The 14618-nt window shown below is 65.0% G+C and carries 13 protein-coding genes and 1 tRNA gene; 6 read left to right on the top strand and 8 right to left on the bottom strand.

Annotated elements, in window-relative coordinates; genetic code table 11:
• Position 1: 1 nt before the first annotated feature.
• The 3 genes from purH to dusB form a co-directional block, all read right to left on the bottom strand.
• Complete coding sequence (purH, locus tag AB7A72_RS17860) at positions 2–1600, bottom strand: bifunctional phosphoribosylaminoimidazolecarboxamide formyltransferase/IMP cyclohydrolase (protein WP_369460730.1); 1599 nt, start codon at positions 1598–1600, stop codon at positions 2–4.
• A gap of 78 nt (positions 1601–1678) precedes the next feature.
• A complete protein-coding gene (locus AB7A72_RS17855; protein WP_021027292.1) occupies positions 1679–1912 on the bottom strand; it encodes a Fis family transcriptional regulator in 234 nt (77 codons plus the stop codon).
• Positions 1909–2982 carry a tRNA dihydrouridine synthase DusB gene (dusB, locus tag AB7A72_RS17850; RefSeq protein ID WP_312412514.1) on the bottom strand — a complete coding sequence of 358 codons (1074 nt, stop codon included), beginning with the start codon at positions 2980–2982 and terminating at the stop codon, positions 1909–1911. Before dusB ends, AB7A72_RS17855 begins: the two co-directional genes overlap by 4 nt.
• 307 nt (positions 2983–3289) lie before the next feature.
• On the opposite strand from dusB, the gene AB7A72_RS17845 reads away from it, so the two are divergent.
• On the top strand, positions 3290–3829 hold the full coding sequence (locus AB7A72_RS17845) for a YqaA family protein (protein ID WP_369460729.1): 540 nt from the start codon (positions 3290–3292) through the stop codon (positions 3827–3829).
• Positions 3830–3854: 25 nt separating this feature from the next.
• Here AB7A72_RS17845 and AB7A72_RS17840 read toward each other — a convergent pair whose 3' ends face one another.
• The 5 genes from AB7A72_RS17840 to AB7A72_RS17820 form a co-directional block, all read right to left on the bottom strand.
• Positions 3855–4847: a tripartite tricarboxylate transporter substrate binding protein gene (locus tag AB7A72_RS17840; RefSeq protein ID WP_407064994.1), complete on the bottom strand. Its 993-nt coding sequence runs from the start codon at positions 4845–4847 to the stop codon at positions 3855–3857.
• Between the two features lie 51 nt (positions 4848–4898).
• Complete coding sequence (gene nadC, locus AB7A72_RS17835) at positions 4899–5768, bottom strand: carboxylating nicotinate-nucleotide diphosphorylase (protein ID WP_312833939.1); 870 nt, start codon at positions 5766–5768, stop codon at positions 4899–4901.
• Between the two features lie 149 nt (positions 5769–5917).
• Positions 5918–6817 carry an NUDIX hydrolase gene (locus AB7A72_RS17830; RefSeq protein ID WP_369460841.1) on the bottom strand — a complete coding sequence of 300 codons (900 nt, stop codon included), beginning with the start codon at positions 6815–6817 and terminating at the stop codon, positions 5918–5920.
• Positions 6818–7152: 335 nt separating this feature from the next.
• Positions 7153–8247, bottom strand: coding sequence for a redox-regulated ATPase YchF (gene ychF, locus AB7A72_RS17825; RefSeq protein ID WP_239809328.1), 1095 nt, complete (start codon positions 8245–8247; stop codon positions 7153–7155).
• Positions 8248–8432: 185 nt separating this feature from the next.
• Positions 8433–9314 (bottom strand): MOSC domain-containing protein, encoded by an 882-nt coding sequence (locus AB7A72_RS17820; RefSeq protein WP_312527487.1) that lies wholly within the window; start codon positions 9312–9314, stop codon positions 8433–8435.
• Between the two features lie 154 nt (positions 9315–9468).
• Here AB7A72_RS17820 and AB7A72_RS17815 point away from each other — a divergent pair, with 154 nt between their 5' ends.
• From AB7A72_RS17815 to AB7A72_RS17795, 5 genes are all read left to right on the top strand, one after another.
• Positions 9469–10626, top strand: a complete 1158-nt coding sequence (locus tag AB7A72_RS17815; RefSeq protein ID WP_369460728.1) for an FAD-dependent monooxygenase — start codon at positions 9469–9471, stop codon at positions 10624–10626.
• A gap of 192 nt (positions 10627–10818) precedes the next feature.
• Positions 10819–11532, top strand: a complete 714-nt coding sequence (locus AB7A72_RS17810; protein ID WP_312412499.1) for a DsbC family protein — start codon at positions 10819–10821, stop codon at positions 11530–11532.
• A gap of 107 nt (positions 11533–11639) precedes the next feature.
• Positions 11640–13475: a M61 family metallopeptidase gene (locus AB7A72_RS17805; protein ID WP_369460727.1), complete on the top strand. Its 1836-nt coding sequence runs from the start codon at positions 11640–11642 to the stop codon at positions 13473–13475.
• Positions 13476–13623: 148 nt separating this feature from the next.
• Complete coding sequence (locus AB7A72_RS17800; protein ID WP_230778938.1) at positions 13624–14403, top strand: enoyl-CoA hydratase; 780 nt, start codon at positions 13624–13626, stop codon at positions 14401–14403.
• 139 nt (positions 14404–14542) lie between these two features.
• Positions 14543–14616 (top strand) — tRNA-Met (locus AB7A72_RS17795).
• Positions 14617–14618 lie beyond the last annotated feature (2 nt).

The following is a 14618-nucleotide window of genomic DNA, read 5'->3' as shown; positions in this document are numbered from 1 at the left end:
ATCAATGGCGGAAGTGGCGCACGCCAGTAAATACCATCGCCACGCCGCGCTCGTCGGCGGCGGCGATCACTTCCTGGTCGCGCATCGAGCCACCAGGCTGGGCCACGCAGGTGGCGCCGGCATCGACCACCACATCCAGGCCGTCGCGGAAGGGGAAGAAGGCATCCGACGCCACCACGGTGTTCTGCAGCGACAGCTTGGCCGCTTCCGCCTTGATCGATGCGATACGGGCCGAATCCAGGCGCGACATCTGGCCCGCGCCCACGCCCATGGTCATGCCGTTCTTGCAGAACACGATGGCATTGGACTTGACGAACTTGGCCACCTTCCACGCGAACAGCAGGTCCTGCAGTTCCTGCGGGGTGGGCTGCTTGACGGTCACGACCTTCAGATCCGCCAGTTGCAACTCATGGTTGTCGGCCGATTGCAGCAGGATGCCTGAGCCCACGCGCTTGGACTCAATGGCGTTGCGGCCCTGCTCCCAGTCGCTGTTGCCGCCAGCGGGCAGTGCAATCTTCATCAGGCGCACATTGACCTTGGACTTGAAGATCTCCAGCGCCTCGGCGCTGAAGTCGGGGGCCATCAGCACTTCGACGAACTGCTTGGACACGGCCTCCGCCGCTGCCTTGTCCACGGCGCGGTTGAAGGCGATGATGCCGCCAAAGGCGCTGGTCGGGTCGGTCTGGAAGGCCTTGGAGTAGGCTTCCAATGCATCGGCACCCACGGCCACGCCGCAGGGGTTGGCGTGCTTGACGATGACGCAGGCCGGCACCTCGAAGCTCTTGACGCATTCCCAGGCGGCATCGGCATCGGCGATGTTGTTGTAGCTCAGCTCCTTGCCTTGCAGCTGCACGCCCGTGGCCAGCGAGCCGGGTGCAGGGTACAGATCGCGGTACCAGGCAGCTTGCTGGTGGCTGTTTTCGCCATAGCGCAGGTCCTGGATCTTGATGAACTGGCTGTTGCTCTGGCCGGGGAAGGCGGCACGCTCGGGCACGTATTCCTCGGACAGCTTTTCGTCTTCGAACGTGACCGACGACAGGTAGTTGCTGATCGCGCCATCGTACTGGCTGATGCGGTTGAATGCCGCCACCGACAGGGCAAAACGCAGTTGGTTGGACAGCTTGCCGCTGGCCTTGAGCTCGGCGAGCACGGCGTCGTACTGGTCGGCGGCGGTGATCACTCCGACATCCTTCCAGTTCTTGGCGGCGGAGCGCACCATTGCCGGGCCGCCAATGTCGATGTTCTCGATCGCATCGGCCAGCGTGCAGCCGGCCTTGGCCACGGTCGCTTCAAACGGGTAGAGGTTGACCACCAGCAGGTCGATGGTCTCGATGCCGTGTTCCTTCAGTGCAGCCATGTGCTCGGGCAGGTCGCGGCGGGCCAGCAGGCCGCCATGCACCATCGGGTGCAGGGTCTTGACGCGGCCATCCAGCATTTCGGGGAAGCGGGTCACCTCGGCCACCTCGGTCACAGGCAGGCCCTTGTCGGCCAGCAACTTGGCGGTGCCGCCGGTCGACAGCAGCTGCACGCCCAGCGCATGCAGGGCCTGGGCAAATTCGACAATACCGGTTTTGTCGGAAACGGAAATCAGGGCTTTCATGTCAATCACTTCAAGAATGGAAACAGGCTTGTGCCGCTTGCGCAGCGGGCGCAAGCAGCACTGAAATCAGGGCGCGGGTCAGAGCATCTTGTGCTCGACCAGCTTCTTGCGCAGCGTGTTGCGGTTCAGGCCCAGCCACTCGGCGGCCCGTGACTGGTTGTTGTCGGCGTGGTTCATCACCACTTCCAGCATCGGGCGCTCCACCATGCGCACTACCATCTCGTACACGCGGTCCGGCACCTCGCCTTCCAAATCCTGAAAATAGGTCTGCAGGCTGTCCCGCACGGACTGCTCAATCGTCGTCTTACTCATACAAGGTCATCACTCATTGTTGTTGCTGGGGCCATCGCACTCCCGCTGGCCTCTGGTGCTGCCGCGATGCCAGGCAGCCGGTCCATCTGTTGCCCCAGGGCCCCCAGATAATCGGCTACGGCCTGCCATTGCGCCGCACTGTTTTCAATCACATTCATCTCGCGCCTGAACGCATCGCCCCCCGGCAGATCGCGCACATACCAGGCAATGTGCTTGCGCGCCGAGCGCACGCCGGTGCTCTCGCCGTACAGCGCATAGTGGTCCTGCAGGTGCTCGAGCAGATGGCGGCGCAGCTCGGCCACCAGCGGAGGCGCGAGCAATTCGCCGGTCTGCAGAAAATGCACGATCTCGCGAAAAATCCAGGGGCGGCCCTGGGCCGCCCGCCCCACCATCACCGCATCTGCACCGGTGAAGGCCAGCACATCGCGGGCCTTGGCCGGGCTCGTGATATCGCCATTGGCAACCACTGGAACCGACACCGCCTGCTTGACAGCGCGGATCGTGTCGTACTCGGCCAGGCCCCGGTAGCCCTGCTCGCGCGTGCGGCCATGCACGGTGAGCATCTGGATGCCCGCCTGTTCGAACTGGCGCGCCAGTTGCACGGCATTCTTGTGGTCATCGCTCCAGCCGGTGCGCATCTTCAGCGTCACCGGCACGCCATGGGGCGCCGCAGCCTCCACCACCGCAGCGGCAATCTCGACCGCGAGGGGCTCGTTCTGCATCAGCGCCGAGCCTGCCCATTTGTTGCAGACCTTCTTGGCCGGGCAACCCATGTTGATGTCAATGATCTGCGCGCCGCGCTCAATGTTGTAGACCGCCGCCTCGGCCATCATCGGCGCGTCGGTGCCGGCGATCTGCACAGAGATCGGGCCGGGCTCGCCGGCATGGTTGGCGCGGCGGCTGGTCTTGAGGCTATCCCACAGGTCCTTGCGGCTGGTCACCATCTCGCTGACCGCATACCCCGCCCCCAGCGCCTTGCACAGCTGGCGAAAAGGCCGGTCCGTCACGCCCGCCATGGGCGCCACAAACACATTGTTGGCCAGAGTATAGGGACCGATGCGGACGGACATGGAATGCAAAAAGCGAGCACTTCGCCACCGAAGTGCTGTCTGTTGTAGTGAGGGGAAGGGGCAGATTGTACTGCTTAAAAAAGTAGCAAACATCCAATCTACCCGCTTGACATTTGGGAATGCCCATAAATCGGGCCTGCGGGCAGGCGTTGGCGACGCGCATGGGCACCCCCTGAATGGCCCGGCAGGCCGTCCGACCCTGCCGGCGCCAGGGCTTGTGCAGCAGGTATTTTTCGGCCTCTTGGCTGACACGGCAGCGGCCCGCTGCGCCGCTGGCAGGCCGGCACCAGCCGCTACACTGGCAGCCATGGAAGCGTGGATTCAACAGTTGCTGACATGGCTGGCCCTGCCGCAGTTCGGGCTCAGCACGGTCTTTGTCGTGGCCCTGATCTCGGCCACGTTGCTGCCGCTCGGGTCCGAGCCCGCTGTGGCCGGCCTGCTACATCTGAATCCGGACCTGTTCTGGCAGGCCATTCTGGTGGCGACAGCCGGCAACACACTGGGCGGCGCGATCAGCTGGTGGACCGGCGCGCTCGCCCGTACCGCCTGGTACAAGGCCCGCCGACTGCGCCATGCCGGCGATGCGGCCGCACCGACCAACCCCCTCATCCCCACGGCACCCCCCAACAAGCAAAGCCGCCACCAGCGCATGGCCCGCATCTGGCTGCGCAAGTTCGGCGCCAAGGCCTGTTTGCTCAGCTGGTTGCCCATCGTCGGCGATCCGCTGTGCGCCGTGGCCGGCTGGCTGCGCCTGCCGTTCTGGCCCTGCGTGTTCTACATGGCGATCGGCAAGTTTTTGCGCTACCTGGTGATGACGGCCACGATTTTGCATTTCTGGCCCTCTTGAAGGCACGCGCGGTTTTCAGCGCTGCCTAATCCACCCGCAAGCCCAGCTGCTGCGCCACGGCGGCATAGCGGTCGATATCGCTGTTGATCACCCGCCCAAACTCGGCCGCACTTTGCTGCACCGGCGTGTAGCCCTGTTCGCGAAACCACTGCTGCATCGCCGGCTCGGCCAGGATCTGCGCCAGTACGCCATGCATGCGCTGCACCACCGCATCGCTGGTGGCAGCAGGGGCCAGCAGGCCATGCCACTGCTCCACGCTGAAACCGGCTGCACCCTGCTCGGCCACCGTGGCAACCTGCGGCCACTGCGCCAGGCGCTGGGGCGCGGTGATGGCAATGGCGCGCACGCGGCCGGCTTCGATCAGCGGCGCTGCGCTGCTGGCGGTGACCATGCCCATGGCGACCTGGCCGGCCGCCACGGCGGTGATGGCCGGCCCGCAGCCCTTGTAGGGCACATGCTGCCAATGCAGCTGCGCGGCCTGGGCCAGCATCTCGCCGGCCATGTGCTGGGGCGTGCCATTGCCGCAAGAGGCAAAGGGCTGCTGCAGCCGCTGCGCCGAGGCGCGCACATCGGCCAGGCTATGCAGCGCACTGGCCTGCGGCACCACCAGCACCGAGGCAATCGTGCCCACATTGAACACGGCCTTGAAATCGCGCCGCGGGTCAAAATCCAGCTGGCGGTAAACGGCGGGGTTGATCGCGAACGAGCTGTTCACCATCAGCCAGGTACTGCCATCACCCGCCGCCTCCGCCACATGGCGCGCGCCGATATTGCCGCTGGCGCCGGGGCGGTTTTCCACGACCACGGTCTGGCCCGTGCGCTGCTGCAAGGCGGCGCCCAGTTTGCGCGCCAGCAAGTCGGTGCCGCCGCCCGGTGGAAAGGTCACCACGATGGTCATGGGCTTGTCAAAGCGGGCTGCCGCCATGCTGCTGCCGCCCAGCCACAGGCCGGCAGCCACGCAGGCCGCAGCGGCGGCGGCAAGCCACCACCAGGAGAAGCGTTGGAGAACGCGGGGCATCACAGGCCTCCTTCCAGGATATGCAGGGTGCGCGGGTGGTAGAGGGCCGGATCAGGCATCCAGGCCGATGTCCAGCACCTTGGCGCTGTGGGTGAGCCAGCCGACGGCGATCTGGTCCACCCCGGTGGCGGCCACTTGCGGCGCGGTCTCGGGTGTGATGCGGCCCGATGCCTCCGTTACCGCCTTGCCCCGGCACATGGCCACCGCCGTGCGCAGGGTCTCGAGGTCCATGTTGTCCAGCAGCACCACATCCACCCCCAGCTGCAATGCGGCATCAAGCTGGGCGAGCGTGTCCACTTCAAGCTCGATCTTGACCATATGGCCGACGCCTGCCCGGGCGCGGCCCACGGCGGTGGCCACATCGCCGGCCAGTGCAATGTGGTTATCCTTGATCAGCACCGCGTCATCCAGCCCAAAGCGGTGGTTGCTGCCACCGCCCACGCGCACCGCATACTTTTGCAGCGCACGCAGGCCCGGCATGGTCTTGCGCGTGCAGGTCACCCGCGTGCCATAGGGCTGGATGGCCTGGGCGATCGCGTAGGTGGCGCTGGCGACGCCACTCAAATGGCAAAGGTAGTTGAGCGCCGTGCGCTCAGCCGTGAGGATTGCCCGGCTCTTGCCGCGGATGCGGGCGATCTCCATGCCCGGCGCCAGCACCGTGCCATCGCCGCACAGCGGCTCAAACACCAGGCCGCTGTCCAGCAGATGAAAGGCCAGCCGCGCCAGATCCAGCCCTGCCAGTACACCCGCTTGCCGTGCTACCAGGCGCAGGCTGTCTCTGGCGTCTGCGGGCACGATGGTGTCGGTCGTCAGGTCCCCGGCGCGGCCCAGGTCTTCCAGCAGGGCCATGCGCACCAGCGGCTCCAGCATCACATCGGGCAAGGGAGGAACCGGCAGCGCCGCAGTTTGATTAATGCTCATTTTGAGTATTTAAAGGGTAAAAAAAGAGGCGAACCAGCGCTTAACCGGTCACGCGCACACTTATGCTAATTATGAGTATAAATATTGTCAAGTCCTGGCGCTGCCAGGATGCCGCCTCCGTTGCGGCCTGCAAGAACGGATCAGCACGATCAGCCGCGCGCCAGCGGCAGCTTGTTGCCCGCAAGCGCGCGTTCCACCAGTACATTGCGGCGAAAACGAAACAGCTTGGCCGGGCGGCCTGCGCCCTGGCTGCTGATCTCGCCGGTCTCTTCCACCAGCGCCTGCTGCTCGATCAGGCGGCGAAAGTTCTGCTTGTGCAGGCTGCGCCCGGCCAGCGCCTCGACAGTCTGCTGCAGCTGCAGCAGCGAGAAGCTGTCGGCCATCAGCTCGAACACCACAGGGCGGTACTTGATCTTGGCGCGCAGCCGCGCCATGCCGGTCGCCAGAATGCGGCGGTGGTCATTGCGCATCGCCGTGCCCAGCAAGGTCTGGCCTGTCGGGGCCGCCCTGCCATCGCGCCAGGCTTCTGCGACCAGGCCCGCTTCGAACAGCAGCTCGTAGCGCTGCAGCACCAGCTCTTCGTTCCAATCGCTGCCCTCGAGGCCAAAGCTCACTCGGGCCCGCTCCCAGCGCGCGCTGGCCGCTGCCTTGCCCGTTGCCTGCGCACTCCAGGCCTGCAACGCTGGCGCAATGCGCTGGTCCAGGATCTCGGGCGCGCCGCTGCGCCAGTCCTCCCAGGGGAAGTAGTGGTACCAGTCCTGCCAGCCCGGCTGGGCCTGGCCGGCATCGTCGAGCTCGCGCGTCAATGCCAGGTAGCTGATGGAGATGGCGCGCATGCCCAGCTCCTGCGAGCGGTCGCCATCGGCAAAGGTGTAGAGCTGCTCGACAAAGCCCAGCGGGTGGTGGGTCTGCGTCTCGACCCAGGCGCGCAGGCTGGCCTGCAGCGAGCGGTGGTTGGCGGTAAAGGGCCCCGCTGGCAGGGTCTCACCGGCCTGGGTGGTCAGTATGCGCGGCTGCCCGCCCGTCACCGCCACCAGCACCGCGACCAGATCGGCCTGTACGGAATGCTGCTCGCGCTCGGCGGCGCTCGGCGCACGGGGGGCATCCGCAGCAGTGGTTTTGGTATTGGCGGCAGGTGGGGTCACCAAATGGGGGCTTTCAAGAATCGGTGGACGGGACTGCGCTTGCAGCGACCGCCAACGGAGCCGCTGTCTGGCAAGCAGCGGCTATCTTATAACGGCTGGCCACGCTTCTCTGCTATCCCGCTCCCACATGCGGATGACCGCAACGCCCCACGAAAAAGCCCGCTGACACGCAGCGGGCTTGGGGGTTATGACTGCCAGCACGCAGCGAATGCCTGCGGGCAGGGTCGCCGCCGAAACGGTCAGACGTTGAACAGGAAGTTCAGCACATCGCCATCCTTGACGATGTACTCCTTGCCTTCGGCGCGCATCTTGCCCGCTTCCTTGGCGCCTTGCTCACCCTTGTACTGGATGAAGTCGTCAAAGGCGATGGTCTGGGCGCGGATAAAGCCACGCTCGAAGTCGCCGTGGATGACGCCTGCCGCCTGGGGCGCGGTGGCACCCACGGGCACGGTCCAGGCGCGCACTTCCTTCACACCGGCGGTGAAGTAGGTCTGCAGACCCAGCAGCGAGAAGCCGGCGCGGATCAGGCGGTTCAGGCCCGGCTCTTCCAGACCCATTTCCTGCAGGAACATGTCGCGGTCTTCGTCGCCCATCTCGGACATTTCTGCCTCGATCTTGGCGCAGATGGCGACCACGGGCGCGCCTTGGGCTGCGGCATAGGCCTTCAGGCTGTCGAGCAGTGGGTTGTTTTCAAAGCCGTCTTCGCTGACGTTGCCAACAAACATTGCGGGCTTGGCGGTGATCAGGCAGAACTGCTTGAGCAGCGGCGCGTCTTCCTTGGATACGGGCACGATGCGGGCAGGCTTGCCCTGGTCCAGCACGGCCTGGATGGGGGTCAGCAACGAGACCAGCTTGGCGGCTTCCTTGTCGTTGCCCGACTTCGCCGCCTTGCTGTAGCGGTTGAGCGCCTTTTCCACGGTGGCTAGATCGGCCAGGCACAGTTCGGTCTGGATGACCTCGATATCGGCAATCGGGTCGACCTTATTGGCCACGTGGATCACGTTGGGGTCTTCGAAGCAGCGCACCACGTTCACGATGGCGTCGGTTTCGCGGATATGGGCCAGGAACTGGTTGCCCAGGCCTTCACCCTTGGAGGCGCCGGCCACCAGGCCGGCGATGTCCACAAACTCGACGATGGCCGGAACAATGCGCTCGGGCTCGACGATCTTGGACAGCTGGTCCAGACGCGGATCGGGCACTTCCACGACGCCGGTATTGGGTTCGATCGTGCAGAAAGGATAGTTTTCGGCGGCAATACCTGCCTTGGTCAACGCATTAAAAAGGGTGGACTTGCCAACATTGGGCAAACCGACGATGCCGCATTTGAGGCTCATGGCAGTGCTTTCTCTATTCTTTCGGACAAACCCGGCATTTTAAGCGGACTGCATGGCAGTCGCGAATCCAGGCGTATTAACAGAGGCTTCGGGCTGCTCACCCAGCCCCGCACACCGCAGGTTGGCGGTTGCCGCTTGGCGCGGCCGGCGGGGCAACGACGTATCCAGGGTGCTGTTTGCGCCGCTCAGTCAAACTGCAGCGCGCCGCCGACGGCATCACCCACCCGCAGCACCCCACCGGTGCCCGCAGGCACATAGGCATTCATGCCGAAGGTCACAGCGCCATCCAGGCGGTCGTCGTGGCGGTAGGTCTGCAGGGTATCGGTGACGCTGGTGCCGCTCGCAGCCGTGGCCGGGTCGATATCGGGGATCGGGCAACGCGCACAGGGCTTGACCAGTGGCAGATCCACCCATTGCTGGCTGCCCGGCCCGCCCTGCTGCACCGACAGGCTCTCGATACGGTCCTCGTCGTGGGACTGGAAGCCCTCGACCACAATATTGGCGCGAAAGCGCTCTGCCACCACCGGCGCTTCGCCTGCCTGGGTCAGGCGCTCATTGAGCTCATGGACCGAGGCCCGGCTGACCACCAGCACCGGAAAGCCATCGGCAAATTGCGTGGGGGCGTCGGCGCCGCCGGTCCATTTCTTGCTGGCCAGCCGCAGCGCCTGCGGGGCCATGCGCACCAGCGTGCACGCGGTCTGCAAGAACGCGCTGAACCAGGCATTGACTGCATCGGGCGCCTGCAGGGCCGGAACCTGGTCGTCCCAGACGCGCACTGCACGCTCGGGGCCGGTAAAAGCCATATCGACTGCAAGCGGCTCCATGCCCGGAGCAGTCACCGTCATCACGCCCTCGGCAATGGCCGGTTGCACCAGCACCATGCGGGCGATCTCGCGCTGCGAGATGAAGTCGCCTTGCCCATCGACCAGCATGAAGGCCCGGTCATGCTCCAGGCCCGTCGGCAACAGACGCGCGCTTTGCACGGCGATGCCGGCGCAGGATTTGATGGGAAAAACCCACAATTGGCCGATATGGCCGGTGACATCAAAAAAATCGCTATTTGCCATGCTGCTCTGCGCCTGGGTTGGTTCTGGGCAAACCACACTGTAACGAGTAAAAGGCTGCGTTGCATCTACGCGGCGCCAAACGGTAGCCAGACCCCTGCAGCAAGTCGTACAGGCGCCCGGCGCTGCCACAGTGCCCCACTACAATAGGTCGCTTATGGCTTCTGAATTCGACGTTTGTATCCGTGGCGCGGGCATTGTGGGCCGCAGCTTGGCATTGTTGCTGGCGCGGGAGCGCATGCGCGTGGCGCTGGTGGATACCGCCCCGGCGCCCAGCAACAGCGGCCATGGTGATGTGCGCGCCTATGCCCTCAACCAGCTCTCGCGGGAGGTGCTGCAATCGGTGCGCAGCTGGCCCGAGGCCCAGTACGCCACGCCGGTGACCCGCATGGACGTCTATGGCGACCAGGGCGGCGAGGTGCATTTTGATGCGGCGCAGCAGCGCACCGAGGCACTGAACTGGATCGTCGATGTGCCCGCGCTGGAGGCCCAGCTGGCCGCCGCCGTGCGCTACCAGCCGATGGTGGAGACGGTGACCCGCCCGGTCGATGCCCGCCTGACGGTGGTCTGCGAAGGCAAGCACAGCCGCACGCGCGAGGAATTCGGCGTGGAATTCACCACCATCCCCTACCACCAGACCGCCGTCGCTACGCGTCTGCGCTGCGAGCGCCCGCACGGCCAGGCCGCGCGCCAGTGGTTTTCTGCCGCGGGCGATATTCTGGCCTTTCTGCCGCTGGGCGGCCCCGGCGGCCATGAGGTGGCCGTCGTGTGGTCGCTGCCGGTCAGCCAGGTTGAAGGGGTCAAGGCGCTGGACGATGCAGGCCTGGCGATGGCGCTGGAATCGGCCAGCCAGGGCATGCTGGGCCAGCTGACCGTGTGCGCCGAGCGTGCTGCCTGGCCGCTGCAGCAGTCGGTGGCGCGCCAGTGGTGCGGCCCGATGCCGGGCAGCGCCTTGCAAGATACTGCCCGGGCCCAAAGCTGGGTGCTGGCCGGCGACAGCGCCCACGCCGTGCACCCGCTGGCCGGCCAGGGACTGAACCTGGGCATGGCCGATATCGCCGCACTGGCGCGTTTGCTGACCAGCGAAGATGCGCGCTGGCGCCGCCTGTCGGACCTGCGCCTGCTGCGCCGCTATGAGCGTGAGCGCAAGGCGCGCCTGGCCCCGATCGGCTTGGCGATGGACAGCATTCAACAATTGTTTACCAGGCCCGAGACGCCTTTGCAGAGCCTGAGAAACTGGGGCATGCGCGGCTTTGAAAGCAGCGGTCCGCTGAAATCATGGGTGACCCGCCAGGCCATGGGAGTGAACTTTTAGCGCCCATCTGGTACAAACCGTCGTTCGGCCAAAAGCCGCTTGCGGTACCAAAATGTTAATAGTTGCGGGGGTTTAGCGTTCAGGCACACTTCCCGCCCAGACGGACATCGGTGCACCGCCAGGCGGCTTTCACTGCGTTGGGGCCCCTCCCGCGCGCTGGCTTTTTACTATCAAGATCAAAGAAAGTTTCCCATGCGAATTCTCTCTACCGTACTGGCCAGTGCTGCCATCGCGGCCAGTTTCTCTGCCAGTGCGCAAGAAGACGCGATCCGCAAGGCGCTGGCAGAGCGTATCCCCCAGCTGCAAAAGATTGACGAAGTCAGTGCCACCCCGATGCAGGGCCTGTATGAGGTGCGCGTCGGCACCGACCTGTTCTACAGCGATGCCAAGGGCAACTACCTGATCCAGGGCGAGCTGATCGACACCCAGGCGCACCGCAACCTGACCGAAGACCGCATCAACAAGCTGACGGCCGTGGATTTCAACAGCCTCAACCTGAAGGACGCGATCAAGACCGTCAAGGGCAATGGCTCGCGCAAGATCGCCGTGTTTGAAGACCCCAACTGCGGCTACTGCAAGCGCTTCGAGAAAGACCTGCAAAACGTCAAGGACGTGACGGTCTACACCTTCCTCTACCCGATCCTGAGCCCCGATTCGGTCGAGAAGTCGCGCAACATCTGGTGCGCCAAGGACCCGGCCAAGGAATGGGCCAGCCACATGCTCAAGGGCACGGATGCGCCCGCCGCTCCGTCGAGCTGCGACGTGACCGCCCTGCAGCGCAATATGGAATTTGGCCGCAAGTACAAGATCACCGGCACGCCCACGATCTTCTTTGCGGACGGCTCGCGCGTGCCGGGCGCCATCGGCTCGGACGACCTGGAAAAGCGCCTCAAGGCGGTCAAGTAAACCAGGCGCGTTGCCCCTCTTTCCTCAGGCCCTTCGGGGCCTTTTTTTGCGCCGGTGAATTCCTGGGTCGGCACGCGCCCATGCAATTGGGGCTACGCTTGCAGGCTATGACCCAAAGCGCACCCGCCCTGGCACCGCACGCCATCCAGTACACCATCACGCCCATCGATCTGCATGCCCACCTCTACCAGGTGGTGCTCAATATCCCCCGACCCAAGGCGATGCAGACCGTGTCGCTGCCGGTCTGGATCCCCGGCAGCTACCTCGTGCGTGAGTTCTCCAAATCGCTGCAGGGCCTGAGTGCCAGCCAGGGCGGGCAGCTGGTCGACGTCCAGCAGCAGAACAAAAACACCTGGGTGATGGACAGCAGCGCGGCCGAGCCGCTGACCCTGAGCTACCAGATCTGCGCCTACGACAGCTCGGTGCGCACCGCCTGGCTCGACAGCCAGCGCGGTTTTTTCAATGGCACCAGCGTGTTTTTGCGTGTGCATGGCAGCGAGCCGCTGCTGCAGGTGCTGCACATCGAGCCGCCGGCCCAGCAGCCCCATTGGCAGGTGGCCACCGGCCTGATGGCCGCGCAGACCAACCCCCAGGGCTTTGGCCGCTACCACGCCAGCAGCTACGACGAGCTGGTGGACTGCCCGGTCGAGATGGGGGCGTTCTGGAGTGCCGAGTTCAGTGCCCACGGCGTGGCACACCGCTTTGTCGTCGCCGGTGCACCGCCCAGCTTTGATGGCGCGCGCCTGGTGGCCGACACGCAAAAGATCTGCGAGACCGAAATCCGCCTCTGGCATCCCCGGGGCAAGCCGCCCTTCGAGCGCTATGTGTTCATGCTCAACGCCATGGACGACAACTATGGCGGCCTGGAACACAAGAACTCCACCGCCCTGATCTGCAGCCGGCGCGACCTGCCCCGCAAGGGCGAGGCCCAGCCCAGCAGTGGCTACATCACCCTGCTGGGCCTGATCAGCCATGAGTATTTCCACACCTGGAACGTCAAGCGCCTGCGCCCGATGGAGCTGGCCAGCTATGACTACGAACGCGAGAACTACACCGAGCTGCTGTGGTTCTTCGAAGGCTTCACCAGCTACTACGACGACCTGGTCCTGCGCCGCGCGGGCCTGCTGGACAACGCGCAGTACCTCAAGCTGCTCAACAAGACCTTGAACCAGGTACTGCAGACGCCGGGCCGGCATGTGCAAAGCGTGTCCGAGTCGAGCTTTGACGCCTGGGTCAAGTACTACCGCCAGGACGAGAACACGCCCAACGCGACCGTCAGCTACTACACCAAGGGATCGCTGGTGGCGCTGTGCCTGGACCTGAGCCTGCGCCGTGCAGGCCACAGCGGGCTGGATGCGGTGATGCGGGCGCTGTACCGGCGCTGCAAGGCCGGCCCCATGCGCGAGCAGGACCTGCTCGATGTGCTGCACGAGCTGACCGGCCGCAGCTGGGCCGCCGACATCAGCGCCTGGGTGCACGGCAAGCTGGACCTGCCGGTAGCCGCCCTGCTGCAGGCCCATGGCGTGGACTGCCAGCCCGACAAGCCCCAGATCGCCCAGCAGCTGGGCCTGCGGGTGGCCGAGGGCGCAGCGGGTATCAGCATCAAGGTGGTGCTGCGCGGCGGCGCGGCCGAGGCCGCCAGCATGATGGCGGGTGACGAATGGATCGGCATCGAGCCACTGCAGGCCAGCACCGACAGCATCGGCTGGCGCCTGCACAAGCTCGACGACCTGCCGCTGTATGCCGGTGACGCCCAGCAGGTGCTGGCGCTGGTGGCGCGCGACAAGCGCCTGCTGCGCCTGCCACTGGCCTTGCCGGCCCGCGCCGCCAGCGCCCCGGGCAAAGGCCGCAAGAAGGCTCCAAAAACTGCCAGCCAGAGCGATACCGTCACCTTGGCTGTCACCGATGTGAATCTGGTCAACCTTTGGCTGGACGGGCGTTGATCACGGGTGGCGGCACGCCCACCAGCACCCAAAAAGCGCCATCTTGTGCAGGCTGCTGCGCCGCAACAGCCTGCTTGGTGTAGGATGCCTGTCGACCATGCGGGCGCCAGCAGGCCGCTGCTGCCCCACAAACCCAAGGAGACAGACCGTGGCCTATGAAATGATCGAAGTGCGCGTCGAAGCCGAAAAGGTGGGCATCATCACGCTGAACCGCCCCAAGGCGCTGAACGCGCTGAACGACCAGCTGATGAACGAGCTGGGTGAGGCGCTCAAGGCCTTTGATGCCGACAAGAACATTGGCTGCATGATCATCACCGGCAGCGAAAAAGCCTTTGCCGCCGGTGCCGACATTGGCGCGATGGCCAAGTACAGCTTTGCCGACGCCTATGGCGGCGACTACATCACCCGCAACTGGGAGGCGATCCGCAGCATCCGCAAGCCGGTGATTGCCGCCGTCAGTGGCTATGCACTGGGTGGCGGCTGCGAGCTGGCGATGATGTGCGACTTCATCATCGCCGCCGACAACGCCCGCTTTGGCCAGCCCGAGATCAAGCTGGGCGTCATCCCCGGCGCCGGCGGCACGCAGCGCCTGCCGCGCGCCGTGGGCAAGGCCAAGGCCATGGACCTGGCCCTCACCGGCCGCATGATGAACGCCGACGAGGCCGAACGTGCCAGCCTGGTCAGCCGCGTGGTGCCCGTCGACAAGCTGATGGAAGAAGCGCTGGGCGCGGCCATCATCATCAGCGGCTTCTCGCAACTGGCCGTGATGGCCGCCAAGGAATCGGTGAACCGTGCGTTTGAAGGCAGCCTCAACGACGGCGTGATGTTCGAGCGCCGCCTGTTCCATGCGCTGTTCGCCACCAACGACCAGAAGGAAGGCATGGACGCCTTCGTCAACAAGCGACAGGCCCAGTTCAGCAACAGCTGATCGACGTGACGGTGCCGTGGAGGCCAGGCCAACGGGCCTGGGCATGCCCGGCAACGGCCCCGCCCCATCACCCCATTTTGACAAAAGCTGGCGACATTGATTGCCAGGCCAAATTTTCGGTATATAATTTCGTTCTGCCGGTCGTATAGCTCAGTTGGTTAGAGCGCAGCATTCATAATGCTGATGTCGTAGGTTCAAGTCCCACTACGACCACC

Origin of the sequence: Comamonas sediminis (assembly GCF_041107495.1) — a bacterium.
Classification (GTDB): domain Bacteria; phylum Pseudomonadota; class Gammaproteobacteria; order Burkholderiales; family Burkholderiaceae_C; genus Comamonas; species Comamonas sediminis.
Note: the sequence above shows the minus strand (reverse complement) of the source record. Positions and strands in the feature narration are given on the sequence as shown.